The sequence below is a fragment of the Nocardia transvalensis NBRC 15921 genome, from assembly GCF_000308875.1.
In the GTDB taxonomy this organism is placed as follows: Bacteria; Actinomycetota; Actinomycetes; order Mycobacteriales; family Mycobacteriaceae; genus Nocardia; species Nocardia transvalensis.
Genome location: NZ_BAGL01000045.1, coordinates 72,657 through 99,093, shown reverse-complemented (window position 1 = coordinate 99,093; position 26,437 = coordinate 72,657). Strand labels below are relative to the sequence as shown.

Annotated in this window: 23 protein-coding genes, 1 pseudogene and 1 riboswitch; of the genes and pseudogenes, 10 read left to right on the top strand and 14 right to left on the bottom strand. The window is 69.2% G+C overall.

The genetic code is table 11. The annotated features are described in order from the left end of the window. Nucleotides 1–494 (bottom strand): annotated as a pseudogene (locus ON41_RS14240) (lipase family protein); the annotation flags it as partial. Nucleotides 495–1,006: 512 nt separating this feature from the next. Here ON41_RS14240 and ON41_RS14235 point away from each other — a divergent pair. The 6 genes from ON41_RS14235 (at nt 1,007) to ON41_RS14210 (ending at nt 5,507) form a co-directional block, all read left to right on the top strand. After that, nucleotides 1,007–1,876, top strand: coding sequence for a glycosyltransferase family 2 protein (locus ON41_RS14235; RefSeq protein WP_051161456.1), 870 nt, complete (start codon nt 1,007–1,009; stop codon nt 1,874–1,876). Between the two features lie 167 nt (nt 1,877–2,043). Continuing rightward, the gene (locus ON41_RS14230; protein WP_040748063.1) at nt 2,044–2,256 is read left to right on the top strand and encodes a hypothetical protein; all 213 of its coding nucleotides are present in this window, start codon (nt 2,044–2,046) and stop codon (nt 2,254–2,256) included. Between the two features lie 288 nt (nt 2,257–2,544). Further along, nucleotides 2,545–3,090: an HNH endonuclease gene (locus tag ON41_RS14225; RefSeq protein WP_040748062.1), complete on the top strand. Its 546-nt coding sequence runs from the start codon at nt 2,545–2,547 to the stop codon at nt 3,088–3,090. Nucleotides 3,091–3,116: 26 nt separating this feature from the next. Next, complete coding sequence (locus ON41_RS14220; RefSeq protein ID WP_040748061.1) at nt 3,117–3,374, top strand: WhiB family transcriptional regulator; 258 nt, start codon at nt 3,117–3,119, stop codon at nt 3,372–3,374. A 120-nt stretch (nt 3,375–3,494) separates the two neighbouring features. Continuing rightward, nucleotides 3,495–5,171: a substrate-binding domain-containing protein gene (locus ON41_RS14215; RefSeq protein ID WP_040748098.1), complete on the top strand. Its 1,677-nt coding sequence runs from the start codon at nt 3,495–3,497 to the stop codon at nt 5,169–5,171. Nucleotides 5,172–5,201: 30 nt separating this feature from the next. Then, a complete protein-coding gene (locus ON41_RS14210) occupies nt 5,202–5,507 on the top strand; it encodes a GIY-YIG nuclease family protein (protein WP_040748060.1) in 306 nt (101 codons plus the stop codon). A gap of 142 nt (nt 5,508–5,649) precedes the next feature. Here ON41_RS14210 and gcvP read toward each other — a convergent pair whose 3' ends face one another. Together gcvP and ON41_RS14200 are read right to left on the bottom strand one after the other, a co-directional pair. Further along, on the bottom strand, nt 5,650–8,475 hold the full coding sequence (gcvP, locus tag ON41_RS14205; RefSeq protein ID WP_040748059.1) for an aminomethyl-transferring glycine dehydrogenase: 2,826 nt from the start codon (nt 8,473–8,475) through the stop codon (nt 5,650–5,652). 188 nt (nt 8,476–8,663) lie between these two features. Further along, nucleotides 8,664–8,759: riboswitch (glycine riboswitch) on the bottom strand. Nucleotides 8,760–8,772: 13 nt separating this feature from the next. Beyond that, on the bottom strand, nt 8,773–10,008 hold the full coding sequence (locus ON41_RS14200) for an MFS transporter (protein ID WP_157185465.1): 1,236 nt from the start codon (nt 10,006–10,008) through the stop codon (nt 8,773–8,775). A gap of 58 nt (nt 10,009–10,066) precedes the next feature. Here ON41_RS14200 and ON41_RS14195 point away from each other — a divergent pair, with 58 nt between their 5' ends. Continuing rightward, nucleotides 10,067–11,098 carry an ArsR/SmtB family transcription factor gene (locus tag ON41_RS14195; RefSeq protein WP_063709879.1) on the top strand — a complete coding sequence of 344 codons (1,032 nt, stop codon included), beginning with the start codon at nt 10,067–10,069 and terminating at the stop codon, nt 11,096–11,098. On the opposite strand, the gene ON41_RS14190 is transcribed toward ON41_RS14195, so the two are convergent. The 6 genes from ON41_RS14190 to ON41_RS14165 all read right to left on the bottom strand — a co-directional run bounded on the left by ON41_RS14190 (nt 11,095) and on the right by ON41_RS14165 (nt 15,044). Continuing rightward, nucleotides 11,095–11,685 carry a MerR family transcriptional regulator gene (locus ON41_RS14190; RefSeq protein ID WP_051161450.1) on the bottom strand — a complete coding sequence of 197 codons (591 nt, stop codon included), beginning with the start codon at nt 11,683–11,685 and terminating at the stop codon, nt 11,095–11,097. The two genes, ON41_RS14195 and ON41_RS14190, sit on opposite strands and share 4 nt — an antisense overlap. A gap of 250 nt (nt 11,686–11,935) precedes the next feature. Continuing rightward, entirely contained in the window at nt 11,936–12,409 is a 474-nt protein-coding gene (locus tag ON41_RS14185; protein ID WP_040748057.1) for a bifunctional nuclease family protein, read from the bottom strand. Nucleotides 12,410–12,487: 78 nt separating this feature from the next. Beyond that, nucleotides 12,488–13,294: a transcriptional regulator FtsR gene (gene ftsR, locus ON41_RS14180; RefSeq protein WP_040748056.1), complete on the bottom strand. Its 807-nt coding sequence runs from the start codon at nt 13,292–13,294 to the stop codon at nt 12,488–12,490. A 19-nt stretch (nt 13,295–13,313) separates the two neighbouring features. Beyond that, nucleotides 13,314–13,790 carry a glycogen accumulation regulator GarA gene (gene garA, locus ON41_RS14175; protein ID WP_040748055.1) on the bottom strand — a complete coding sequence of 159 codons (477 nt, stop codon included), beginning with the start codon at nt 13,788–13,790 and terminating at the stop codon, nt 13,314–13,316. Between the two features lie 182 nt (nt 13,791–13,972). After that, entirely contained in the window at nt 13,973–14,371 is a 399-nt protein-coding gene (gene gcvH, locus ON41_RS14170) for a glycine cleavage system protein GcvH (protein ID WP_040748054.1), read from the bottom strand. A 43-nt stretch (nt 14,372–14,414) separates the two neighbouring features. Beyond that, the gene (locus tag ON41_RS14165) at nt 14,415–15,044 is read right to left on the bottom strand and encodes a CDP-alcohol phosphatidyltransferase family protein (RefSeq protein ID WP_040748053.1); all 630 of its coding nucleotides are present in this window, start codon (nt 15,042–15,044) and stop codon (nt 14,415–14,417) included. 148 nt (nt 15,045–15,192) lie between these two features. Here ON41_RS14165 and ON41_RS14160 point away from each other — a divergent pair, with 148 nt between their 5' ends. Together ON41_RS14160 and ON41_RS14155 are read left to right on the top strand one after the other, a co-directional pair. Then, on the top strand, nt 15,193–16,887 hold the full coding sequence (locus ON41_RS14160; protein ID WP_040748052.1) for a GMC oxidoreductase: 1,695 nt from the start codon (nt 15,193–15,195) through the stop codon (nt 16,885–16,887). Between the two features lie 154 nt (nt 16,888–17,041). After that, on the top strand, nt 17,042–17,920 hold the full coding sequence (locus ON41_RS14155) for a nuclease-related domain-containing protein (RefSeq protein WP_246829526.1): 879 nt from the start codon (nt 17,042–17,044) through the stop codon (nt 17,918–17,920). On the opposite strand, the gene ON41_RS14150 is transcribed toward ON41_RS14155, so the two are convergent. Then, the gene (locus ON41_RS14150) at nt 17,886–18,512 is read right to left on the bottom strand and encodes a phosphatase PAP2 family protein (protein ID WP_246829525.1); all 627 of its coding nucleotides are present in this window, start codon (nt 18,510–18,512) and stop codon (nt 17,886–17,888) included. The two genes, ON41_RS14155 and ON41_RS14150, sit on opposite strands and share 35 nt — an antisense overlap. 191 nt (nt 18,513–18,703) lie before the next feature. After that, a complete protein-coding gene (locus ON41_RS14145; protein ID WP_040748050.1) occupies nt 18,704–20,632 on the bottom strand; it encodes an acyl-CoA dehydrogenase family protein in 1,929 nt (642 codons plus the stop codon). A 394-nt stretch (nt 20,633–21,026) separates the two neighbouring features. Between ON41_RS14145 and ON41_RS14140 the strand changes: the two genes are divergently transcribed. Next, a complete protein-coding gene (locus ON41_RS14140; protein WP_040748094.1) occupies nt 21,027–22,433 on the top strand; it encodes a threonine/serine exporter family protein in 1,407 nt (468 codons plus the stop codon). A 204-nt stretch (nt 22,434–22,637) separates the two neighbouring features. Here ON41_RS14140 and ON41_RS14135 read toward each other — a convergent pair whose 3' ends face one another. From ON41_RS14135 to ON41_RS14125, 3 genes are all read right to left on the bottom strand, one after another. After that, complete coding sequence (locus ON41_RS14135; RefSeq protein WP_040748049.1) at nt 22,638–23,360, bottom strand: TetR/AcrR family transcriptional regulator; 723 nt, start codon at nt 23,358–23,360, stop codon at nt 22,638–22,640. Nucleotides 23,361–23,513: 153 nt separating this feature from the next. Continuing rightward, a complete protein-coding gene (locus tag ON41_RS14130) occupies nt 23,514–24,740 on the bottom strand; it encodes a cytochrome P450 (RefSeq protein WP_040748048.1) in 1,227 nt (408 codons plus the stop codon). Between the two features lie 89 nt (nt 24,741–24,829). Continuing rightward, nucleotides 24,830–26,317 carry a sugar transferase gene (locus ON41_RS14125; RefSeq protein WP_040748093.1) on the bottom strand — a complete coding sequence of 496 codons (1,488 nt, stop codon included), beginning with the start codon at nt 26,315–26,317 and terminating at the stop codon, nt 24,830–24,832. Nucleotides 26,318–26,437: the final 120 nt, after the last annotated feature.

Below are 26,437 nucleotides of genomic sequence, written 5' to 3'. Positions count from 1 at the left end.
TTGACCAGCACCGGCCGCTCCCCCGGACCGGCCCACGCGGCGGCGGGCAGGACCAGGGACGCCGTCGCGAACGACGCCTCGCCGCGCGCGTCCGCCGTGCGGTACTTCACCTGCACCACCTGCCGGACCGGCGCGGTCAGCGGCAGGGCGAACAGCGGCGCGGCGACGCCGGTGACGTCGCGGGTCTCGACGACGTCGCCGGGCGCGAGGTCGTCCAGACCGGGCGGGCGGGCGTCGAACATCGGATCACCGACGGGATCGGGCAGGACGGCGGACAGCAGCGCGGCCGATTCCGCCGCCGGGCTCACCGATTCGACCTCCGGCAATCCGGCCACCGGGAGTTCCGGACGCGGCACGACGGAATCGATCCACCGCTGGATACCCGGCAGGTCCAGGCCCGGCGGCGAGATCGGCACGGGCCCGTCCGGGCCGGGCGGGTCGGCCCGCGCGACCAGCGCCGGCCCACCCGCGACCAGCAGAACGACAACAAGCACACGCCACGCCCACATGGGCACACACCCCACGATCCGGAAGGTCCTGACCGACGGCCGTGTCGTGCGCGCCAACCCCGAGACGCCGACCGCGGTATAGAGATTCGTAGTGTAATGGCACAAAAGTGACGGCGTCTTTATTGTTCACCATCACTGGGAGGCTGATGCCGATCCGATACGTGACACGCACCCGGCCGCCCCCTCACCCGTCCCCCGCCCTTCGAATTGAGATTGCGGACCGTCTGCCCCAGAATGTCCGATATGGGACCTTCGACTCTATGCGCGCCGCCGGGATACACCGGCGGGGACGTCTCGACCGGCCGGTACTGACCGGTCGATGTCGATGGTGAAGGTTCGGAGCGGGGCCCGTCGCGGGCCTGCGTTCATTCACAAATATTCCCTGCCCGATACGAAAAAGGGCATGTGCCCGGGTATGTTTCGCCGCATGCATTGCGGCTACCCGGTATCGCACGGGGGATTTGGAGATCGCGGTCTGCCGAAGGGGTGCCGGTAAATTGACTGATTCGTTCACATCGGATGACGAGGGCGAGAATACGACGGTCCTGTCGGTCGTCGTCCCGGTTCTCGACGAGGCCCGGATCATCGAGCGGACGCTGCGGCATCTCACCGCCCAGGAGGCCGTCGACGAGGTGATCGTCGTGGACAACGGCAGCACCGACGGCACCGTCGCGATCGTCCGGGATTTCGCCGACGCGCACCCGAAGGTGGAACTCCTGCTCGAGCCGCGCCGGGGTATCGCCGCCGCCCGCAACGCGGGATTCGACAAGGCGCGCGGGACAATCATCGCCCGCACGGATGCCGATACGATCGTCGACCCGGAGTGGGGCAGGACAATTCGCGAATTCCTCGCCGATAATCCCGGGACGGCCGCGGTGACGGGACTGTGCACCTATCACGATTCGCCCGTCGGATTTCTCCTGGAATTCGGCCAATGGGCGCTGTTGCGGACCGGCCGGATCGGCGGGCAGGTCGGCAATATGTACGGGCCGAATATGGCGGTCCGGCGCGAGGCGTGGCTGCGGGTCGGCCCGGACACCCAGGTGCGCGCGGATGTTGCCGAGGATCTGGATCTCGCGCTGTGCCTGGGCAAGAAGGGGTTCCGGATCGATCAGGTGCCCGCGATGCGCGCCCGGACCTCGGCGCGGCGGCGCCGGACGAGCCCGCTCCTGCACTGGCGGTTCCACTTAACCGGCTTACGCACGTTACGAGACCAAGGCATTCCGGTGCACCCGGTACACCGCGTCATCATCGTGGCGGCCTGGCTGGGACATACGATCCAGTGGCCGATCTACCGCTTCTGGGACTTCCACCGCCGGCGGTTCACACTCCGTCCCGGCGACGCCCGCATCTCCTCCGTCGGCTGACTCCGGCCGGAATACGCTGGCGCGCAGTGTATAGCGCCGCTGACGATCAACCGTAACATCCCCTCGCGCACGCGCGACGACTCGGTATTCCGGCATCCGCCGGAACCTCAGGCGCCCGAGGGCGTGCGTCATGGGCCAGGTCCGGCCGACGATGTGGGGAATCCCGAATGAACCAGCCCGAGCGACATCTGCAGCTGGTGCAACCCGACCCGGCGTCCGCGCGCGTGCGGGAACTCACCGCCCGTGCCGCGCGCGCGGGTTACCGCCTGGTGCGCGCCCCCGCCGCACCGTACGAGTGGCGACTACTGGACGCCCTCGACGGCCAGACGCTGTTCTCGGCGGCGCGGCTCGACGAGATCGACCTCTGGCTACGGACGTGACCGGGGGCACGGAACAAATCCGGCCGGCACCGCGTTGAACCGTCGGAAAATGACCCGACAGCGGCAGTAACGCTGTGTCACCATGAGAACGATGATCAAGCGGCCCCGCCGGGGTCGCGGCACCGGACGCACACCGGGAAGGAGGTGGCTGATGATCTCGACCGAGATGCGCGCGAGCGCGAAGAGCGATGCCCTACAGCGGCTTTCGTTCAGCCACCTCCCGGGCCGGGCCTGACTCGCCCGTTCGCCCCGATTCGTTCTTCTCCCTCGCGAAACCTGGTGACGCCCATGCCGTTCCATCGCGCCGCCGACGCGGCCCTCACCCCCGACAACTGGATACACGCCGGGGTGCTGGTGCTGAACGCCTCCTACGAGGCGCTCACCGACATCAGCGCCGACCGGGCGGTGGTGCTGCTCCTCACCGGTACGGCCGAGATCGTCGCCGTGCGGGAGCCGCACTTCCCGATCCGGTCCAAGCACCTGGAAATCACGCTGCCGCAGGCGATTCGGCTGCGGCACTACGTCTACCTCGAACACCGGGTGCTCGTGCACGACGACAGTCGCGCCACGCTCGCCGGCGTCCTGCGGCGCGACGCCCATCGGTGCGGGTACTGCGCCGGATGGGCCCGCACCGTCGACCACATCCGCCCGCGCAGCCGGGGCGGCCCGAACACGTGGAACAACCTGATCGCCGCGTGCGGGCCGTGCAATACGCGCAAGGCGGACCGCACGCCGGAGGAGGCCGGCATGCGGCTGCTGTGGGAACCGAAGGCGCCCAACGACATGGACAAGAGACAACGGCGGATCTGGAAGGCCCTGACCGCCACCACATAAGGCCCCCGGGAAGGAGGGGATCCGATATGACGAACGCAGTACAGGAACTATCCCTGGTGGATCTGCTCCCACTCTCGGACTCGCAGAAATGGGAGGGAGCCGCCTGCAAGGGTGACCCGAATCACGACGCGTGGTTCCCGTACCCGTCGCAGGACTTCGCGTACGCGCGCGGTATCTGCGCGGGCTGCCCGATCCGCCGCCAGTGCGGCGACTTCGCCGCGGCCACCGGCCAGTCCGGCGTCTGGGCAGGCCACGAGTACGACCGCGGGCGGGTGGTCCGCTAGGTCCACCCGCCGGCCCGGCGCCTCAGTTCCCCTGCCGTCCTGCGCCCCCGCGCGCCGGACGGTAGGGGACCCCTGAGCGGGGTGGGCGGCAAACTTCGCGTGAACCTACACTGGTGCACCGTGGGTACACATCGCAGCGCCAGCGGTTCGCGAGGCGTCAGCAAGGGTCTCGTGGTGTCGGTCGTGGCGGCGCTGCTCGTGGTGGCCGCGGTGGGCGGCTGGTTCTGGCTGAGGGGCCATTCCGCGTCCTCCGATCGCAGCGCGGCGGGCGAATGCGTCGAAGGCCAGTCGGCGCTGGCGGTCACCGTCGATCCGGATATCGCCACACCCGTGCGCGCCGCGGCGGACCGCTACAACGCGACCAAGCCCAAGGTGCGCGACCACTGCGTCTCGGTGACCGTGAACGTCCAGCCCTCGGCGGCGATGGTGGCCGCGTTCACCGCCGGCTCGTGGGACGCCAAGATGGGCCCGCGACCCGCGCTCTGGATCCCCGACTCCTCGCGATCGGTCGAGCAGATGCGGGTGCCCGGCCTGATCGAGGGCGCTCCCGCGTCGGTGGCGACCAGCCCGATCGTGCTCGCCGTCCCCGACCAGCTGCGCCAAGCCATGGAGAAGGCCAAGACCGGGTGGTCGGACCTGCCTCGGCTGCAGCAGGGTTCGCTCGGCGACATCGGGCTCAACGGCTGGGGCGGCCTGCGCATGGCGATGCCCGCCGGCGACAACACCCTCGCCGCGGCGCTCGCCGTCGGATCCAATGTCTCCGGCGCCGACCCGCTGTCCGACGAAGGTGTCCGGTCCGGACAGGTGATCTCGGCCATCTCGCTGCTGGCCGCCGACGCACCCCGCTCCGACGACGGCACCGGCGCGCCGGCGAGCCTGGTCGGCGCGCCCGGCGGCGCCGACGACGCCATCCACGCCACAGCAGTTACCGAGCAGCAACTCAAATCGGCGGGCGGTGCGGCCGCCTTCCGCCCCGACGGCGCCAAGACGCCCGTGGCCGATTTCCCCGCCGCGCTGCTCACCGCGCCCTGGGTGGACAAGACCCAGAATCTCGTCGCCGGGATCTTCGCCGACTACCTACGCGCACCCGAACAGCAGAAGTTGTTCGCGGACAACGGTTTCGAGGCCGCGGCGCAGACGACCTCCCCCGTCCCGCCGAAATCCGTTCTGGACCAGGTGAAATCGGTGCTGGCGAATCCGGTGCTGGGTGTGCAGTCCACCGTCCTGCTGGACACCTCCGCGTCGATGGGCGCCACCGACGGGTCGCTCACCCGCCTGGGCAATACGCTCGGCGCGCTGATGTCCACCCTCGACACCATGCCGCCGGACTTCGGCCTGGGCGTCTGGACCTACGCCGGCGACACCGGCGGCGGCACTCCGTACGAGGTCGTCTCGCGCACCGGTCCGCTGAACCAGCAGCACCGCACCGAGCTGATGTCCGCGCTGGGCAACGTCACCGCCACCACCAGCCGCACCGACCGCACCTATCCCGCACTGGAGGCGGCCTACCGCAGCGCGATCTCCGGCTACGCCACCGGCCGGACCAACAATGTGCTGCTCATCACCGGCGGCCCCAACGACGACTCGTCCATCACCGGCGACAAACTGATCGCCGACATCACCGCCGCCACCGACGCGGCCCACCCGGTCCGCATCGACGTCATCGTCGTAGGCGGCCAGGGCACCCCCACCCTCCAAACCGTCGCCCAGAAAACCGGCGGCACCTACACCCGCCTGGCCAGCACCAACGACCTGACCTTCGGCACCGCCGTCAACCAGGCCCTCACGACCCCCTGACCTGTCGGTGGGTGCTGCCATGCTCGTCCCATGGGGAGGAGACCGTGGCAGCCGCCACCGTGTGTGTACATCCTGGCGAGCCGTCGAGACGGCGTTCTGTACGTCGGCGCGACACGCAATCTCGTCGGCAGAGTGTGGCAACACAAGAATGATGTCGTCGCGAGCTTCACCAGACGGTACGGGGTGCACACCCTCGTCTGGTACGAGGCCCACGAGACACTGGAGTGCGCACTCTTACGTGAGAAGCGCCTCAAGAAGTGGAACCGGGCGTGGAAGATTCGCCTGATCGAGGCCAAGAACCCGAACTGGGACGACCTCTACCCCACCATCCTATAGCCGACCACCCTATAGCCGACCACCCTTTTTTCCGGCACGCTTTTGGCCGGAATCCACCGCAGCGGGCGAGATTCCGGCCAAAAGCGTGCCGGAAAAAGGATGTGCGGAGAGCGGGTGGGCGACTGGGGGCGGGACGGTGTGCTCACTCCGTGTAGGCGTCCAGGGGTGGGCAGGAGCAGACCAGGTTGCGGTCGCCGTAGGCGCCGTCGATGCGGCGGACGGAGGGCCAGATCTTGGGGCGCGGGTTGGCGAGACCCAGGGGGTAGACGGCGGTTTCGCGGCTGTAGGCGTACGGCCAGTCGCCGACCAGGCTGGCGGTGGTGTGCGGGGCGCCGCGCAGCGGGCTGTCCGCCACGTCCCAGACGCCGGACTCGACCTGGTCGATCTCGCCCTTGATCGCGATCATCGCCTCGATGAACGCGTCCACCTCCTCCAGATTCTCGCTCTCGGTGGGCTCCACCATGAGCGTGCCCGCGACCGGGAAGCTCATGGTGGGGGCGTGGAAACCGTAGTCCGCCAACCGCTTCGCCACATCGTCGACGGTGACGCCGGTGCGCTTGGTGATCTCGCGCAGGTCGAGGATGCACTCGTGGGCGACCATGCCGTTGTCACCGGTGTAGAGCACCGGGTAGTACGGATCCAGCCGCCGCGCAATGTAATTCGCCGAGGCGATGGCGGTGAGCGTGGCGCGGCGCAGGCCGTCGGCGCCCATCATCCGGATGTAGGCCCAGGTGATCGGCAGGATCGACGCCGAACCGTACTTCGCCGCCGACACCGCGCGCGAGTCGGTCTCCAGGGGGTCGCCGGGCAGGTACGCCGCCAGATGCTCGCGCACCGCGACCGGGCCCACCCCGGGACCGCCGCCGCCGTGCGGGATGCAGAACGTCTTGTGCAGGTTCAGATGCGAGACGTCCCCGCCGAACCGGCCCGGACGGGCAAGTCCGACAAGGGCATTCAGGTTCGCGCCGTCGACGTACACCTGGCCGCCCGCGTCGTGCACCAGCGCGCACAGCTCGGCGACCTCCTGTTCGAAGACGCCGTGCGTGGAGGGGTAGGTGATCATGATGCAGGCCAGCCGGTCGGCATGGTCGGCGATCTTGGCGCGCAGGTCGTCCAGGTCGACGTCACCGTTCTCGCGGCACCGCACGACCTCCACCCGCAGCCCGGCCATCGCGGCCGACGCAGCGTTGGTGCCGTGCGCACTGGAGGGGATCAGGCACGTATCCCGGTGTGTGTCACCACGATCCAGGTGGTACCGGCGGATGGCGAGCAGGCCCGCGTACTCCCCCTGGCTACCGGCGTTGGGCTGCAGGCTCACCCGGTCGTATCCGGTGACGGCCGAGAGCCAGGACTCCAGATCCTCGACCACCCGCAGCAGGCCGGGCGCGTCCTCGACGGGCGCGTACGGGTGGATGCGGGAGAATCCGGGCCAGGTGATCGGCTCCATCTCCGCGGTGGCGTTGAGCTTCATCGTGCACGAGCCGAGCGGAATCATGCTGCGGTCCAAGGCGATATCCTTGTCCGACAGCTGCCGCAGGTACCGCAGCATGGCGGTCTCGGTGTGGTAGCGGGTGAACGCGGGATGCGTCAGATACTCCGAGGTCCGGGTCTCGATCGAGGGCAGCGCCGCCTCGTCCGGCGTGCCGTCGGCCCGGGCGCCGCCGCCGAAGGAGTCCAGCACGACCGCCACATGCTCCTCGGTGGTCGCCTCGTCGCAGGCCACCGAGACGTGATCGGCGTCGACCAGGCGCAGATTCACCCCGCGCCCCTGTGCCTTGGCCACCACCGCCTCCGCGCCGCCGGGCACCCGCACCAGCACGGTGTCGAAGAAGCGTTCGTGGACGACGGCCTCCCCCAGCCCGGCGGCCAGCTGCGCGGCATGCCGGTGCACGCGCCGGGCGATCCCGCGTAACCCGTCCGCGCCGTGGTAGCTCGCGTACATCGCGGCCACGATCGCGAGGAGCACCTGAGCGGTGCAGATGTTCGAGGTCGCCTTCTCGCGACGGATGTGCTGCTCGCGGGTCTGCAGGGCGAGGCGGTAGGCGAGGTGACCGTCGGCGTCCTTGGACACCCCGACCAGGCGGCCCGGCAGCTGGCGGGCGTGCGCCTGGCGCACCGCGAGATATCCCGCGTGCGGGCCGCCGAACCCCAGCGGCACGCCGAAACGCTGTGTGGTGCCGAAGCACACGTCCGCGCCCTGCTCCCCCGGCGGCGTGACCAAGGTCATCGCCAGCAGATCCGCCCCGGCGGCGACCAGCGCGCCGCGCTCGTGCGCCGCCGCGATCGTCTCGGTCCAGTCGACGAGGCGCCCGGAGGCCCCCGGAGTCTGCACCAGCACGCCGAAGAAATCGCCGTCCAGCAGCGCGCCCGAACTCAGGTCCGCCTCGACGATCTCGATGCCCAGCGGCTCGGCGCGAGTGTGCAGCACGGTCCGGGTCTGCGGGAAGAGGTCGGCGTCGATCAGCAGCCGGTTCGACGTGCCGGTCCGGTTGGCGCGCCGCAGCAGGGTCATCGCCTCCGCCGCGGCGGTCGCCTCGTCCAGCATGGACGCGTTGGCGACCTCCATGCCGGTCAGGTCCGACACCATGGTCTGGAAGTTGAGCAGCGCCTCCAGACGGCCCTGGCTGATCTCGGGCTGGTACGGGGTGTAGGCGGTGTACCAGGCCGGATTCTCCAGCAGGCCGCGCACCAGCACCGGCGGGGTGAGGGTGTCGTAGTAGCCGAGCCCGATCATGGTCGCGGCGACGGTATTCGACCCGGCCAGAGCGGCCAGTTCGCCGAGCGCCTCGTGTTCGGACACCGCCGCGGGCAACACGCACAGCCCGTTGCCCGCCGGGTCGTCGAGGATGCTCGACGGCACGGCCCGCTCGGCCAGTTCGTCCAGCGAACCGATGCCGATGGTGTCGAGAATGCGATCGATGGCGGCGGGGTCGGGTCCGATATGGCGATCGGCGAAGGAACGGGTCACGGCAGCTCCCTGGTTCGGGCGGAGGCCGGCGGTGTGCGGACACTGCACGATGCCGGCGGCTTCGGGCCCTCCCCCTCTGTCGTGGGCGCCTGAGAGATTCGGAATCCGCCGCGGCTGCCCGCGCGCATCCCTTTCCCCATGGGCGGGTGGTCCGCATTGTGTGCGGCCACCACTTTCCAGAGGCGTCGATGGTCCGTACGGTCCCTGTTGCCTGAGAGATTGACGGGGAGGTGCTGCTCCTTCGGCGCCCGGGTGGCTACCCGGAACTCTCCCGCACGGCGGCGACGCACCGTCAGTTTATGCGGTACCGCGTGTCGCGCGTGTTACCGACCCGTGTGAAACAGCCGACGGATCCCACCGCCGCCCGGCCAGCGGCGCCAGGACTGCCAGCAGGAACACGGTCGCCGAGCCGATCGCCACCGGCGCCGCACCCCACCGTTCGGCGGCCGGTCCGGCCAGTAACTGACCGATCGGAATCGTCAGATAGCTGAGCAGATCGTCGTAGGCGCTCACGCGCGACAGCATCGGACGCGGGACATGCCGCTGCACGACACTCGCCCACGTGATGCCGACCGCCGCGAACCCCATCCCCGCCAGTGCCGCGCACCCGAGCAGGACCGGCGTACCGGCCTTCAGGCCCAGCGCCGCCATGGCCAGCGGCGCGACCATGCCGAGGATCCGGCCGTCACGCCACGGGTTGCGCAGCACGATCCGATACAGCACGGCGCTCATCAGCAGCAAACCACCCGCACGGACGCTGAGCAGCACTCCCCACATCGCCGGACCGTGGCGGTCCGCGGCGAGCACCGGGCCGAGAATCTGCCAGGTGCCGGTGTTGACGAGATTGATCACCGCGAACGAGACCGTCCCGGCCAGCAGCCAGGGCAGCCGCCGGAAGGTCGCCCAGCCCTCCCGGATATCGGCGAGCAGATTCCGCCCGTCGCCGTGCGCGGGCGGCACGGAATGCGGTAGCCGCGTGAGGATTCCGGCCGCGACGAGAAAGCTCGCGGCGTCGGCCGCGATGGCCCAGCCGCCGCCCGCGGTGACCGCGAGCAGCCCGGCCACCGCGGGCCCCCCGATCTTCGACCCGTTCTTGACCGTGGCCAGCAGCGCATTGGCTCGCTGCAGGTCGGCCGCCGCGACGAGGTCGGGGATCAGGCCGCGAAACGCCGGTGTCGTGAATGCCTGCAATCCGCCGTTGACCATCTCGAGGGCAGCGATCGGCACGAGGGCGTAATGCCCGGTGAGCAGGACCGACGCGACGGCGGCCTGCGTCACACCGGCGCCACAACTCGCCGCGATCAGGACCGTGCGCCGGGAGAACCGGTCACCGACCGCACCGCCGACGAGCAGGAGCGCCAGGTGCGGAAGGATCTGCGCGGCCAGGACGACGCCCAGATCCTCCGGCCGCCCCGACGCGCCGAGCACGGCGAGCGCGAGCGCGACCGGCGCCATCGCGTCGCCGAGCAGCGACACCAGCTGCCCGGCCAGCAGCGACCGGAACGGCCCGGACCACATCGTCGATATCGGCATCGGCCGAGCATCGCGCCCGGCGGGACGCGTTGATAACCTTGCGCCGAAAGGCGCAACCATGACCATGCTCCACCTCAGCCAGGCCGCACTGGCCCGCTGCCGCTTCGCGATCTCCCCGCTCGCCGAGACCCTCGGCTGCCTCATCACCCTGCAACGCCCGCGCACCGAACCCTGGATGTCGGCCTGGCGCACTCGCCACCAGGACGCCTACCGCGCCTGGCTGGCCGACGACGACGTCGCGGCAGGGTTGCTGCCGCTCGTCGCGGCCACCAAATGGTTCCCGGAGATGGTGGCGCAGCCGCCGCGCGACGGGACCCGGACGCGGCTGGACGACGAACTCGCGGCGGTCGCCGCGTACACCGACGAGCAGGTCCGCGCCGAGGTGGCGACCGCCGTCGCCGCGAGCTGGGCACCCCAGGACACCCGATGGCTGCGGAACGACCGGCTCGCGCCCCGCATGGCCGCGGTGCTCGAGCAGGGCTGGCGGAGCTTCGTCGCACCGGACTGGGCGCGCCGCCGGGCCGTGCTCGAACGCGATATCGCCCACCGTGCGGGCCTGCTCGCGGCCTACGGCTGGCGGCACGCCGTCGACAGCATGCGCAACCGTCCGGTGTGGGTCGGGGACGGCGCGATCCGGTTCAGCACCAGCGACATACCCGATCGCTGGATCGATGACGGCCTGATCTTCGTGCCGCGCACCACGCCCGGGGGCTGGTGGACCTGCGAGCAGCCGCCGGACTACGCACTGGTCTATCCGGCTTTCGCCCCGGCCGCGGCCGCCGGCGAGGACGGCGACGATCCCGTGGCTACGCTGCTCGGCGCGGGCCGGGCCCGGGTGCTGCGCGAACTCGCTCGCCCCGCGACCAGCACCCAGCTGGCGCACTGCCTCGCGGTCTCGCTCGGCACGGTCAGCGCCCATCTCGCCGTCCTGCGCGAGGCGGGGGTCGTCACCGGGATTCGGTCCGGAAGGAATGTCGTCTACCGGCTCGCGCCGCGCGGCGAGCGGCTACTGGCGGCGTTGCGTGCAGAATCCGCGCCGATCGGGGACGACCAACGCGGACAACACTTTCCGGAGAACGGGACAGACTAGCCCGTCTTGCGGTTCATGCGCGCCTTGCGCCGGTAGGCGAGTTCGTCCTCCGGGCGGTCGGTGGCGGTGTGCACCTCGGCACGCTCGGCCGGGAAGTTCGCGATCGCTCCGGTGAGTTCGCGCATGGCGCCGCTGACGGCGATGCCGAAGACGCCCTGGCCGCCCTGCAGTAAATCGACGACCTCTTCCGGGGAGGTGCACTCGTAGACGGTGGTGCCGTCGGAGAACAGCGTGATGCCGGCCAGGTCCTCGACCCCGCGGCTGCGCAGGTGGTCGACCGCGATGCGGATGTTCTGTAGCGAAATGCCCGCGTCGAGCAGCCGCTTGACGATCTTCAGGACCAGGATGTCCTTGAACGAGTAGAGGCGCTGACTGCCCGATCCGGTGGCACTGCGAATGGACGGGACGACCAGACCCGTGCGGGCCCAGTAATCGAGCTGCCGGTAGGTGATACCGGCCACCTGGCACGCGCTGGGAACCCGGTAGCCGACCAAGTCGTCGGGCACCGTGTCGTCGGGGAACAGTCCTGGCTGTACCACGGCGGCGGGCCGCGCATCAGATCCAGTCTGCTGCGGTTTATCTCCCACTGACTACTCCCTCACTGCGTCACCGATGCGAACAACGGCCTAACTGTCGAGGCTACTCCCTCGATTGTCCCGGCAGCAGCGGCACCGGACCAAACTCCGCGTGCGGCGTGTTTCTCGACCTCTACATGAGGTTCATATCACCCGGTCGTCCGGGCGTGTCGCCTCGCTAGGCGTGTCGCCCTCCCGGAGCGAATTCTCGATGTTCCCGGCGCACGAATTCTCCATGTTCCCGGCGCGCTTTTGGCCGGGATCAGCTGTCCGTGGCCTTGAAATCGTCGGGCGACACCGACTCCAGGAACTCCTTGAACTTCTCCACCTCGTCCTCGCGCTCGTCCGGCATCACCAGGCCGGCCTCCTCCAGCACGGGCTCCTCGGCGTAGATCGGGCAGCCCACCCGCAGGGCGATGGCCACCGAATCCGACGGACGCGCCGAGATGCGCAGGTCGTTCTCGAACACCAGATCCGCGTAGAACGTGCCCTCCTGCAGATCCACGACCCGGACCTCCTTGAGCGTGTGCCCCAGCTCGTGGATGAGGATCTTGATCAGATCGTGTGTCAGCGGGCGGATCGGCGTCACGCCCTCCTGCTCGAGGACGATCGCGGTTGCCTCCGCCTGGCCGATCCAGATGGGTAGATATCGGTCGCCGTCCACCTCGCGGAGCAACAGCACGGGCTGATTCTGGGGCTGTTCGACACGGATGCCGATCACACGCATTTCACTCATCGCACTGCCTCCCAATACTCGCCGACCTCCCCACGGGCACGATGGGGTCGGCCGTATCACCGAGTCTAGGCGAAGATTTCAGCTACCGAGTGCGCCGCGCACCGCAGTCTTGACGAGGCTGGTGTGCAGCGTCAGCGAGAGCGCCGCCAGTTCGCGCACCGTCTCCTCGGCGCGGGCGCGCGCGTCGGCGTCGCGACTCTTCGCGATCGGGGCGGCGATCTGGGCGACCATCGCCGCCTCCCGGTCGGCCGCCAGCTTGAAGGCGCGCAGATGCCGCGCCTCCAAACCGAATTCGCTCAGGGCCCTGGCGGTCCGCGCGAGCGTCACCGCCTCGGTATCGAAGAATCCGGCCGCACCGGGGGTGATCAGGTTGGCGCGGATCAGTTCGGAGAGGAACTTCTCGTCTATCCCCGCCTGCTCCAGCAGATCGGTTCGGGTGATGCGGATTTCGTGGTCGAACCGCAACTCTTCCGGAGAGACCTCACCGGGAACCACGCCGAGCCTCCGGGGAGGAGTAAGTCCAGGGGATGGGGGTGCGGCCGCCGGGGTGTCCCCCGGCCCGGCCGCGCCGGCGTCGGCCGCCCGGGCGCGCGCCTCGCGCACCCCGAGCGTCGCCGCGCCGCTGTCGATCGCCTCCAGCTGCTCCTTGATCACCTTCAGCGGCAGGTACTGGTCGCGCTGCGCCGTCAGGACGAACCTCAGCCGTTCGACGTCGGCGACGGAGAACCTGCGATAGCCCGAGGGCGTGCGCTCCGGGCTGATCAGCCCCTCGGATTCGAGGAAGCGGATCTTCGAGATGGTGATGTCCGGAAAGTCCGGACGCAGCAGGTCCAGCACGGAGCCGATCGACATCCCTCCGCGGGTCCACTGCGCTGCGCCTGTCATCTCTGTGTACCGACCTCGCTTATAGAGCGCCCGCGGAATCGTTCTGGGCGGGCCGCGGGCCGGTGAGGAATACGAGCCGGAACTTGCCGATCTGGACCTCGTCGCCGTTCTGCAGTTCGGAGGAGTCCACCGGCTCGCGGTTGACGTAGGTGCCGTTCAGGCTGCCCACGTCGACCACCTGGAAGGTGTCGTCGTCCTGGCGGAACTCCGCGTGGCGGCGGGAGACGGTGACATCGTCCAGGAAGATGTCGCTGTCCGGGTGGCGACCCGCCGACGTGGTGGGCTGATCCAGCAGGAATCGCGACCCCGCGTTCGGCCCGCGCTTGACCACCAGCAGGGCAGCACCCGGAGGAAGGCCCTCGACCCCTTGCACCGGCTGTTCGCCGGTCTGCTCACCGGAGCGCGACGCGTCGACCTCGTTGAGGAAGTCAGCGCGGAACACCGATGTGGTCTCGGCCGCGCTCTCCCCGTAACCCGGGTCTTTGTTCTCGCTCACCCTTGCTCTCCTCCTCGAACCGATTATCCGTACCGATATTCCGGTGCTGTCTCTGCCGTGACACCCGTACGCGACCGGCTGTCGCGCCCTTGGAGATTCCGGCACCGGCCGCCGGTACTTCTGTTGGCATTGACCGTACCCTGCCAGGGCGATCCCGTGCAGGTAGAACTGTGAAGGCGGCTTCAGCCCCCGATAACTCCTTGATAACCTGCGGCATCGAGCAGTTCACCGAGCAGTGCGTCGAGCTTTCCGGCGTCCTCGACCTGCAATTCGAACATCCATCCGTCCCCGTACGGATCGGTGTTGAGCGTCTCCGGCTCCGAGTCCAGAATGTCGTTCACCGCAACGACTTTCGCCGTCAGCGGCGCGTAGATGTCGGACACGCTCTTGGTGGACTCCACCTCCGCGATACCGTCACCCGCCGAGACGGCGGTGTCGACCGCCGGCAGCTGCACGAACACGACGTCACCGAGCTGTGATTGGGCGTAGTCGGTGATGCCCACCCGCACCCGCGTCGGGTCGACCCGGCGCACCCACTCGTGCTCCTCGGTGTAGCGCAGATCCTCAGGGAGGCTCGTCACAGATCAGGTCCTTTCACGGGGCGTCCTTTCGCGGGCGTCGTGATCACTGTATCGGCTCGCCGGTCGCCTGCCGCACCGCCGGTATCGACCGCGCGACCGCCACCGCCTTGCCGAGGTAGAGGACACCGGTCCAGACATAGGCCGCCGTACCCCAGATCAACAGTGCCCACCCGAAGGCCCGCGCGAAACCTGCCGCCGCCCAATCCATCTGTCCGCCCAGCAGCCAGGGCGCCGCGGACATGAGCGCGAAGGTCGCCGCCTTGCCCAGATAGATCACCTCCGGCGGGGGCAGCCCGCGCCGCCGGTAGATCGGCAGGACCGCGGCCAGGATCAGATCGCGAGCGACCAAGATCACGACGAACGGCCACGGCAGGATGCCGCGCACCAGCAGGCCGACCGCCGCCGCCACCAGATAGAGCCGGTCCACGAACGGGTCCAGCAGCGCGCCCAGCCGCGAGTACTGGTCGAGCAGCCGGGCCAGCTTGCCGTCGAGGAAGTCGGTGATGCCGCTGGCGATCAGCAGCGCGAACGCCCAGCCGTCGGCGTGCTCCACCAGCAGCAGCCACAGCAGCACCGGAACACCGAACAGGCGCAGCACACTCAGCACGTTCGGGACGGTGAGTACGCGGTCCGCACGGCCGTCTGCCGGTGGTCCGGGGGGTTCGCTCGTCACGACTGTTGCTTACCGCAAACGGCACATCAGCGCCATACGGGCGCGCCGGGACGGACGGGCGGGCAGGATATGTTCTCAGCCATCTCCGGCAAGTGAAAGAATGAATTGCAAACCGTTTCATTGCACTGTGGCGGATCGAGAGGAAGACATGCCCGACTTCGACTATGACGTGGTGGTGATCGGCTCCGGATTCGGCGGCAGCGTCAGCGCCCTGCGGCTGACCGAGAAGGGCTACCGCGTGGCCGTGCTGGAGTCCGGCCGCCGGTGGCCGGCCGAGGCCATCCCGAAGACGAATTGGAATGTGCGCAAGTCGATCTGGGCGCCGCGGCTGGGCCTCACCGGCCCGCAGCGGATCAGCCTGCTGGGCAAGTGCGCGGTCTTCTCCGCCTCGGGCGTCGGCGGCGGGTCGCTGATCTACGGCAATACCCTGTACGAGCCGCTGCCCGCCTTCTACCGCGACCGGCAGTGGGCGCACATCACGGACTGGAAGTCCGAGCTGGCGCCCTATTACGACCAGGCCCACCGCATGCTCGGCGTGGCGCAGAATCCCCGGATGACGCCCGCCGACGAGGTGATCCGCGCGATCGCCGAGGATATGGGCGTCACCGACACCTTCCACCCCACCGACGTCGGCGTGTTCTTCAACGAGGCCGATCCGGGCACGGAGGTCGACGACCCGTACTTCGGCGGCGCCGGCCCGCGCCGCAGCGGCTGCATCCACTGCGCGCGCTGCTTCACCGGCTGCCCGCACAACGCCAAGAACACGACCCCGACCAATTACCTCTATCTGGCCGAGCAGGGCGGCGCGAAGGTGTTCGAACTCACCACCGCGAGCCGGGTGCGGCCCATGGTCCGCGGCGGCTACGCGATCGAGACCCAGCGCTCGGACCGCTGGGTCCGCAAGGAGCGCAGGACCTTCACCGCCGAGCAGGTGGTGTTCGCCGCGGCCGCGCTGGGCACGCAGAAGCTGCTGCACAAGATGCGCGACGAGAAGGTGCTGCCGAATCTGTCGCCGCGGCTGGGCGAGCTGACCCGCAGTAATTCCGAGGCCATCCTCAATGTCGTCAGCCGCGAGCGGTCCGACTTCGCCGAGGGCATCGCCATCACCTCCTCGATCCACCCCGAGCCCGACACCCACATCGAGGTCTGCCACTACGGCAAGGGCCAGAACGCGCTGTTCCCGCTGTCGGCGCCGATCGTCGACGGCGGCGCGTTCCGGTTCCTGCGGTTCCTGCTGGCGATGGTGACGCAGCCGAGGGTGTTCCTGCGCAGCCTCAACGCCCGGCGCGCGTCGGAGAAGTCGGTGATCCTGCTGGTGATGCAGTCGCTGGACAATTCGCTGACCTCGTTCCGCCGCTGGGGGCAGCTGAAGACGAAACAGGGTATGGGACAACCGAATCCGACGTGGATCCCGCTCGCGCACGAGGTCGGGCGGCGGTTCGGCGAGAAGGTGAACGGGGATGTGCAGGGCCTGGTGATGGATGTGTTCAACATCCCGGCCACCGCCCACTACATCGGTGGCTGCGTCATCGGCGAGGGGCCGGAGACCGGCGTCGTCGACCCGTATCAGCGCGTCTTCGGCCATCCCGGCCTGCACATCGCGGACGGCTCCGCGGTGACGGCGAATCTGGGCGTGAACCCGTCGCTCACCATCACCGCCCAGGCCGAGCGCGCGATGGCGTTCTGGCCCAACAAGGGCGAGGCCGACCCCCGCCCGCGCCTGGGCAGCCCGTACCGCCGCATCGCCCCGGTCGCACCGTGGCAGCCGACAGTCCCGGCCTGGGCCCCGGGCGCCCTACGCCTCCCCATCACCCCGGCCGGGCCGACGGTCCCCACGGCCTGAGCGGCGCCAACAGGATCTTCCCGGCACTCTTTTGGCCGGGAAGAATGTCGGAATACCCACACGCGGCGAGGGATGCCTGCCCGAACTCGTCCGGCCACTTATGCTTTCGGTACCGAGTGTCGACGGGAAGGGCTGGTCGCCAATGCTCGTGCGAGTGCAGAACGCCGCAGGCACCCTGGCCGAGCGCGCGCTGATCGACTGGTTGCGCACCTGGAAGGGGCCGCACGATCCGCACGGTGTCGCCACCGTGAACTGCAGCCTGTTCCACGCCGACCGCCTGCATCAGTTCGACGCCGTGATCTGGACGCCGACCAGCTGCGTGGTCATCGAGGCCGAGGCGCTGGCCGAGAAGGTCAGCGGCGAACTCGAGGTGCCGCTGAGCGGTCCCTGGCGGGTCGGCAGCCAGGTCGTGACGCTGGAGGGCGGCGACCGCCGCACGCCGCTGGACAAGTCGCGCGACCACACCTACGCGCTGCAGAGCTGGCTGGCCGAGCGTGGTCTCGGCCAGCGGGTGGTGCACGGGGTGGTGCTGGTCGTCCCGCCGCACGGCTCGGATCTGCGCATCCGGCAGCTGTGGAACGACCCCAGCTTCGAGGTGGTGCTCGGCGACGAACCGCGGCGGCTGGCCGACTACCTCAACACGCTGGCCTCGCAGGGGCGCGCGCAGTGGACGCCCACCGATATCGCGATGACCTTCCGCGGCCTGGGCATCCTGCCGTACCTGCCGGCCCCGCAGGATCTGGAGCACGAGGGCTTCGGCGGCCCGGTGGACATCACGCTCTGGTACGGCGGCCCGCAGCAGGCGCAGGCCGAGGCCTACCTCGAGGCGAAGCAGGAGGCCGAGCAGGCCTACGGCCCCCGGGCGATCCCCATGCCCTGGTACAGCCCGTGGGAGCTGTATCCGAAGGATGCCGAGCGGGTCGATATCGGCCGCGCGATCCTGCGCATCAGCCTCGCGCTGGGCATGCTCATCGCCTTCGCGTGGGTGCTGTGGTTCGTCATCTCGCTGGTACTGACCTACGGTCCCGGCTGAGCCGCAGCGCTACCGAGTAGGACGCCGTCACGAGCGCGATCGCCGCGGCGGTCCCGCCCAGGATGTCGGTCGGATAGTGGTAGCCGAGCCCGACCATGCCGACCGCCACGCACGCCAGCAGCACGGCGGCCGCCACCGCCTCGGCCATCCGGGTGCGATACTCGTCCGCTATCAGCACGAAAGCCGTTGCGACGGCGACGAAGTGCACGGTGTGCCCGCTCGGATAGGCGAGGTAGTCCTCCAAGTGCCTGTGCCACAGTGGTTTCAGCACCCAGGTGTTGACCGCCACCGCGAGTTCCGGTGCCACGAGCAGGAATCCGGCCCGCCACCACTCCCGCCGCCACGCGAACCAGACCACACCGCCCACCAGCAACGGCAGCAGAACATAGGCATTGCTGGGAATCACCAGCACCCGATACACCCCGGGATGCCCGCCCAGCGCCCCGTCCACCCACTCCCCCACCACCCGATCCACCGCCGTGGGCCCGTCCCCCGAAAACGTCAGCGGCACTCCGGCGGTAACAAGCACACACACCACGACGGCCACCACCCGCGACACCGGACGATCCACCACCACACTCGGTCCACTCACCCCACGACCCTAATCACGCCCGCCGTGCGGCCGGGTTCCCGGCCAAAAGCACGCCGGGAAATAGGTGACTGCCGCGAAGCACGCACCTCTACCTAATTCCCCGGCACGCACCTCTACCTAACTCCCGGCACGCCTCTACCTAACTCCCGGCACGCGCCTCTACCTAATTCCCGGCATGGTTTTGGCCGGGATCACTGCCCCTGGTGCACGCTCGCGTCGTCCAACATGGTGGCGTGGAGCATGGGCTCCGGGACGCCGAGGGCCTCTACCAGGGTGGGGGCCGCGGGGCGGAGGCGGTCGACCAGTTCGTTGACGCCGCGGCGGACGGCCTTGGCCCGCTCGACCGACATGAAGCGATGCATGATGTACCAGGCCGAGTGCTGTTCGAGGGAGGAGAAGACGAACAGGTCGCAGACGGTGTCGGCGAGGGCGCGGGCCTCCTCGTCATCGATGCCCGAGATCCCCTCGATGAACGCCTCCAGCACCAGCCGGTCGATATGCGCCTCACCGGCGGCGAGGATGTGGTCCTGGGCGTTGTTGAACGCCTCGAACGGGCCGGTCTCCTTGGCGCGGGCCTGCAGCCGGTGCGCGGCCGTGCGCACCAGGTAGTCCTCGCGGTCGGCGAACAGTTGCAGTTGGACCGAGCGCCGGGCCAGATCGCCGTCGTCCACGCCCTCGTCCGACCGGTCGCGCAGCCGCTGGATGAGTTGCCGCACGCCGGTGCCCTGCCGCACCACGTCGCGGCCCATGGTGGCGGCGAACCGCACCCAGCCCAGGGCGTCCAGATCGCGCACCTCGTCGGAGTACGCGGTGAGCAGCTCCTTGGCGACCAGCTGGGTGAGCACGACGTTGTCACCCTCGAAGGTGGTGAACACGTCGGTGTCGGCCTTCAGGGTGACCAGCCGGTTCTCGGTGAGATAGCCTGCGCCGCCGCAGGATTCGCGGCACTCCTGGATGGCCTTGGTGGCGTGCCGGGTCTGGGCGACCTTCAGGCCGGCCGCGCGCTTCTCCAGCGCCCGCTGCGCGCCGGGATCCAGATCCTGCCCGGTCTGCACCGCGTGCATGCGCCGCACCAGGTCGTTCTGCGCGAACGACAGCGCGAAGGCGCGCGCCACGTGCGGCAGCAGCCGGCGCTGATGGCTGCGGTAGTCCAGCAGCACGGTCTCCTCGCCGGTGTCCGGATCGGAGAACTGGCGGCGCTCCTCGGCGTAGCGCAGCGCGATGCTCAGCGCGACTCGCGCGGCCGCCGCCGCGGCGCCGCCGACGCTGATGCGCCCGCGCACGAGCGTGCCCAGCGTGGTGAAGAAGCGACGGCTGGGATTCTCGATCTCGGAGGTGTAGGTGCCGTCGGGTTCCACGTCGGCGTACCGGTTGAGCAGGTTCTCCCGCGGCACGCGGACCTGGTCGAAGAGGATGCGGCCGTTGTCGACGCCGGGCAGGCCACCCTTGAGGCCGCAGTCGGAGGTGGTGACGCCCGGCAGGTCGCGCCCCTCCTCGTCGCGGATCGGCACCAGCAGGCAGTGCACGCCCTTGTTCTCGCCCTGGGTGATCAGCTGCGCGAACACCGCGGCCATCCGGGCGTGTTCGGCGGCGCCGCCGATGTAGTCCTTGCGGGCGGATTCGGTCGGGCTGTGCACCACGAATTCGCCCGTCGCCGGGTCGTAGGTGGCGGTCGTCTCCAGATTCGCCACATCGCTGCCGTGCCCGGACTCGGTCATGGCGAAGCAGCCGAGCAGATCCAGCGACAGCAGCCGCTTGACGACGTCGGTGTGCCGGTCGGTGCCGAGGTTCTCCACCGCGCCGCCGAACAGGCCCCACTGCACGCCGCACTTCACCCACAGCGACAGGTCGTTGTAGGCGAGCATCTCCAGCCCGGTCACGGCGCCGCCCGGGTCGCCGGTGCCGCCGTGCTCCAGCCGGAAGCCCTTCTCGGCGTAGCCGAATTCGGCCACCAGCCGCATCTGGTCGAGGACGCGCGCTCGCGCCGCGCGATAGTCCAGATAGGGATCACCGAACAGCCTGTCGTCGCTCAGCTGCCGGCGCGCCTGCTCCCGAACCTCCCGCCAGGGGCCGTCCAGGGCCGCTCGCAATGTCTCCGCGGTCGTGTTATCGGTGCCCATGACCTGACGATAGCCGCCACGGCCTTCGAATAACCGATCCGTAACCCACGACACGATTTCGTCTCCGCACCCCCGCGTCCGGCCTACAGACCGGCACGCTCGCAGAAGGTTTCGCCGACCGGGCGGTTCGCTCGCCGGGGCGGATTCCCGGGGCGCTCGCAGTGCCATTTTCGCCACACCCACGCCCGGCGGAGATCGTTCCGATTCCGGAGTACACCACCCCTGAGCTGGAAAAACGTTGCGGGCACGCCCGCGGAACCAGCGCAATCGTGACCATCGCCGGAGCGAGCCGAGGCTGACGGATCGCGACCCAGTCTCTATGTTGCACTGTGTGAGTGATGACGTGGATACGGTAGTGATCCGTTACGCGCCGAAACCCGAGCGTCCGGCGCGGATGCGGCGTGTCCTCCACAAGGTGGTCGACAGACTCGTCGCCGAGCGCCACGCCACCGCCGACGCCGTGGTGGAGGCGCCCGCGCCGCTGCAGCCGATCGACCTGACCGACGACGCCCGCGTCACCCAGGTGCTCGACCTCGCGGAGCGCGTCGGCGAGGTCGTGCTGTCCGCCGGCACCGCCGTCACCGACACCACGACGCAGGTCGAATTCATCGCCGCCACATACGGTTTGTCGCAGGTCGACGTCGACGTCACCTACAATTCGATCCGCATCTCGGCCGACCGCGGGCCGACGCTGCCGCCCGCCAGCACCATGCGGATCGTGAACTACCGCTCGCTGGACTTCACCCGGCTGGCCGCCGTCGACCGGCTCACCCGCCGCATCCGCCGCGAGCTCATGTCGCCGGAGGACGCGCTCGAGGCGCTCGAGGCGATCACCACCGCCCCGCACCCCTACAGCCGCTGGGTCGCGACGTTCGGCTGGGCGCTCATGGCGGCGTCGATCGCGCTGCTGCTCGGCGGCGGCGTGCTGCTCGCCGCGGTGAGCTTCGTGACGACCTCCGCGATCTACCGGGCCAACAGCTATCTCAACAGCAAGGGCCTGCCGTTCTTCTTCCAGCACATGGTCGGCGGCGCGGTCGCGACCGTGCCGGCCATCCTGCTCGCCACCTTCGGCGGCAAGGTCGAGACCAATCCGTCCCTGATCGTGGCGGCCGGGATCACGGTGCTGCTCAGTGGGTTGAGCCTGGTGGGCTCGGTCGAGGACGCCATCACGGGCGCGCCGATCACGGCGGCGGCCCGCATGCTCGAACTGCTGGTGATGACCGGCGGCATCATCGCCGGCGTCGCCCTGGCCCTGCGCGCCGCCACCCTGCTGGGCGCGGTGTCGCCGCCGATCGATATGTCGTCGTCGTCCTACGACATCACCAACCTCCCGGTGAAGCTGATCGCCGGTGCCGTCGCCTCGCTGGCGTTCTCGCTGGCCTGCTACGCCGAGCGCCGGGCCCTCGCCGCCGCGGCCATCAGCGGTATGTCGGCCACGATCTGCTATCTGTTCGTGCAGTACGCCGACTTCGGGCCCGTCGTCTCCTCGGGTGTGGCCGCGACGGTCGTCGGTCTCGCCGGTGGTCTGATGGCCCGCCGCGCGCTGACTCCGCCGTTGGTCGTCGCGGTCGCGGGAATTACTCCCCTGCTGCCGGGTCTGAAGGTCTACCGCGGCCTGTCGGCTCTCCTGAACGACCAGCAGTTGCTCGGCCTCAACCAGATGCTCGCCGCGCTCGGTGTCGGCTGTGCCCTGGCCGCCGGCGTAACCCTCGGCGAGTGGATGGCTCGCTTCCTGCGCCAGCCCCGAATCCTGCGTCGCTTCAAGGGAATCCGCCGCCCGGTCCTGGAGACCGCCGGCTGATTCCGGCCAAAAGCACGCCGGAAAATGGTTGAGACAGGCCGGACCTGGTTGAGACAGGCCCAACCTGGTTGAGACAGGCCCAACCTGGTTGAGACATGCCCAACCTGGTTGAGGCATGCCCAACCTGGTTGAGGCATGCTCGACCTGATTGAGACAGGCCCAACCTGGTTTCCGGCACGCTTTTGGCCGGAAACTACGGAGGATTCAGGCCGACAGGCCGATGGTCCGAACCAGGTCGACCAGGGTGGCGTCGAACAGGGCGTCCGAATCTCGCACCGGGATCGGGTAGTTGCCGAAGACCTCGAGGGTCACGTGGCCGTACAGGCGGGCCCAGAAGGTGATCATCAGGTAGGTGACGCCGAGGTCGAGCTTCTCGGCGGGGAACTTCTGGCCCGATTCGGCGAGGACGGCGAGCAGTTCGGTCTGGAAGCCGATCAGGTCCTCGCGCAGCGCGTCGGGAATGACGTCGGTCGCGGGGGTGACGATGTCGTAGGTGGTGAGCAGCCGCCCGGCCGCCTCCAGGAAGATGCGGCCGAACGGTTCGTCGAATTGGCGCATGGCGCTGGGACTCTCGCCCGTCGGCGAGGCGAACACCAGGGTGAACTCGCGGGCGTGCGCCAGCGCCCAGTGCCGGAAGCCGCGGCAGATGGCGAACAGCTGCACCACGCCGTCGTCGGGCAGTTCCGCCACCTGCGTGGCCAGTTCGGCGGCGAGGTCGGCACAGATATCGCTGCGCAGCCGCGCGACCAGATCGTCGCGCGAGGCGTAGTAGCGGTACAGCGCGGGCGCGGTGATGCCGAGATCGCGCGCAATCGCGCGCAGGGTCACCGCCTCGGGGCCCTGATCCACCAGCAGCGCCCTCGCCACCCGGCGGATATCCGCGTCGCTGACCGCGGGCATCCGGCCGCGGCGTGCGGGTTCACTCATCGTCTGCCTCCCTCACCGGACCGCGCTCCCGCGTCTCCGCCCCGCCGCGCACCCGGGAAAGCCTTCCGCGGAAACGGCTTCGCCGCCACCACGTCGATCTTCGCACGCCTGGCCCCGGCACGCGGATCGGACCTGTGGTGGCGGCGCGCGCCGTCATTCGTAGGCGACCTGCCAGCTCTTGATCCCGTTCAGCCAGCCCGACCGCAACCGCACCGGCTCGGAGACCTGCCGCAGATTCGGCATCACGTCGGCGATCGCGTTGAAGATCAGGTCCAGCTGCAGCCGCGCCAGGTTCGCCCCGACGCAGTAGTGGGTGCCGGTGCCGCCGAAACCGACGTGCGGGTTGGGGTTTCGCATCACGTCGAATTCGAACGGCTTGTCGAAGTGTTCCTCGTCGAAGTTCGCCGAGGCGTAGAACAGCCCGACCCGCTGGCCCTTCTTGATCTCCTGGCCGTCGAGAACGGTGTCCTGCAACGTCGTCCGCTGGAAGGCGATCACCGGCGTGGCCCACCGCACGATCTCGTCCGGCGCGGTGCGCGGGCGCTCGGCCTTGTACAGCTCCCACTGCTCCGGGAAGTCGATGAACGCCTTCATCCCGTGCGTCGTGGCGTTGCGGGTGGTCTCGTTACCGGCGACCGCCAGCAGGATGACGAACCAGGCGAACTCCTCCGAGCCGAGCGCCTCGCCGTCGACGTCCGCGCTGACCAGCTGGCTGACGATATCGTCGGCCGGGCACTTGCGGCGCTCCTCGGACAGATTCCAGGCGTAGCCCATGACCTCGGCATTGGCCATCCGGTAGGTGTCCTGGTACTGCGGGTCGTCGTAGCCCATCATCTGGTTGGACCAGTCGAACAGCTTGCCGCGGTCCTCCTGCGGCACGCCGAGCAGTTCCGCGATCGCCTGCAGCGGCAGCTCGGCCGCCACCTGCTGTACGAAGTCGCCGCCGCCGGTCTTCTTGGCTTCGTGGACGATTCGCTCCGCCCGCTCGACCAGCGCCTCGCGCAGGCTCTGCACCGCGCGCGGGGTGAACCCGCGGGAGATGATGCGCCGCAGCTTGTCGTGCGCCGGCGGATCGGTGTTCACCAGCATGGCGCGCTGGATCTCGATCTCCTCGCGGGTGATGTCGCCGTTGAACCGGATCACCGCGGTGTTCTCGTGGGTGGAGTAGACCTCGGAGTTCTTGGAGATCTCCTTGATCTGGTCGAGCTTGCTGACGACCCAGTAGCCGCCGTCGTCGAAGCCGCTGACGCCGTTGGGCTGGTCGACCCACCAGACGGGCGCGGCCTTGCGCAGTTCCGCCCACTCCTCGACGGGCAGGCGGGTGGACAGCAGGTCGGGATCGGTGAAATCGAAGTCGTGGGAGATGGACGGGGCTGACACGGTACCTCCTTTGGAACACGTTCCACAGGAGTGAACCACACCACACCCGTTTTGTGAACATCTTTTACTAAATGATGTTCACTCGACGGTCAGTACGCCCCGTCCCCCTTTGTCACGGCCCCGATCGTCCGGGCGATCAGCAGCAGGTCGAGCACCATGGACCAGTTCTCCACATAGGACAGGTCCAGCCGCATGGCGTCCTCGATCGACAGGTCCGAGCGGCCGCTCACCTGCCACAGGCCGGTGACGCCCGGTTTCACCAGCAACCGCCGGCGCATCATGCCGTCGTAGCTGTCCACCTCCCGGCGGACCTGCGGGCGCGGGCCGACCACGCTCATATCGCCGCGCAGCACGTTGAAGAACTGCGGCAGCTCGTCGAGTGAGTACTTGCGGATCAGCCGGCCCACCGAGGTGACCCGCGGATCGTCGCGCATCTTGAAGAACAGCGGATTGCCGCCCGCGGCCGCGATCAGCTTCGCCACGTGCGCGTCGGCGTCGACGTACATGCTGCGGAACTTGATCATGCGGAACGGCTTGCCGTCGCGGCCGATGCGCTCCGAGCGGTAGAACACCGGCCCCGGACTCGTGAACTTGACCGCCACCGCGATGGCGACCAGCACCGGCGCGATGGCCAGCAGCGCGCCCCCGGCGAAACAGAGGTCGAACACCGCCTTCCCGGTCGATTTGGCACGGTCGTATTGCGGCTTCTCGACATGGAGCATCGGCATATCCGCGACCAGCCGGTGGGTGAGCCGCGTTCCCGCGATGTCGACCAGGCCGGGCGCGACGATCAGCTCGACCCCCGGTGGATCCAATTCCCATGCCAGATGGCGGAAGTCGGCCGGGCCGAGGTTGTCGGTGGCGGTGACCGCGACCGTATCGGCGCCGGTCGCCCGCACGGCCTCGACGACCGAGCGGTCGTCTCCCACAACGGGAATCGTGCGCCCGCCGACCTCGATATCCGGGGCCGCCCCGTCCGGGGTGCAGACCCCGACGACGTGATAGCCCGATCCGGGATCCCGGGAGAAGGCGGCGACCATCGCCGCCGCGGCGCCGCGGCTGCCCACCACGAGCACCCGGATCCCGCATCGCCCGGCCATCCGGCGCACCGAGACCCAGCGCCGCCACAGCCAGCGCTCCACCATCAGCCCGGCCAGCCCCAGCGGTAGCGCGATCGCGAGATAGCCGCGCGCGATATCGAAGCGGAAGATCAGCGACAGGATCGCGATCAGGCCGAACAGGCGGAGCGTCGCGGCGACCAGGCGACGGTATTCCTCTGTGCCGCTGCCGATTACACGCGGCGATCGCGTGCCCGCGCCGGCGAGGAAGGCTCCCCAGACCAGCACCAGCAGGAGCGAGACGGCGGTGTAGCGGACTTCCAGCGGTAGCGTGGTGGCCAGCGGCGGATCCACCGGCCCACCGAAGCGGATCACCTGCGCGGCCGCGACCACGAGACCCACGACGAGTAGGTCACCGGCCCACAGCTTTCGGGCGTATTCCGCTTGCCAGCGCTCGCGTTCGGACCGCGGCGCGCCCGGCACGGGCGTGACCGCACCGGAACGAAGTTCGAAACTCATGAATGAATACACCTCCCCCACGGGAGAACTCGGCTTCGATCCCCACTGACCGATCCCCCAGAGGCTGCACAATCCCTGACAGCCGATGGGTTCGACGGTGTGTCGCCTACCCGAACGGGA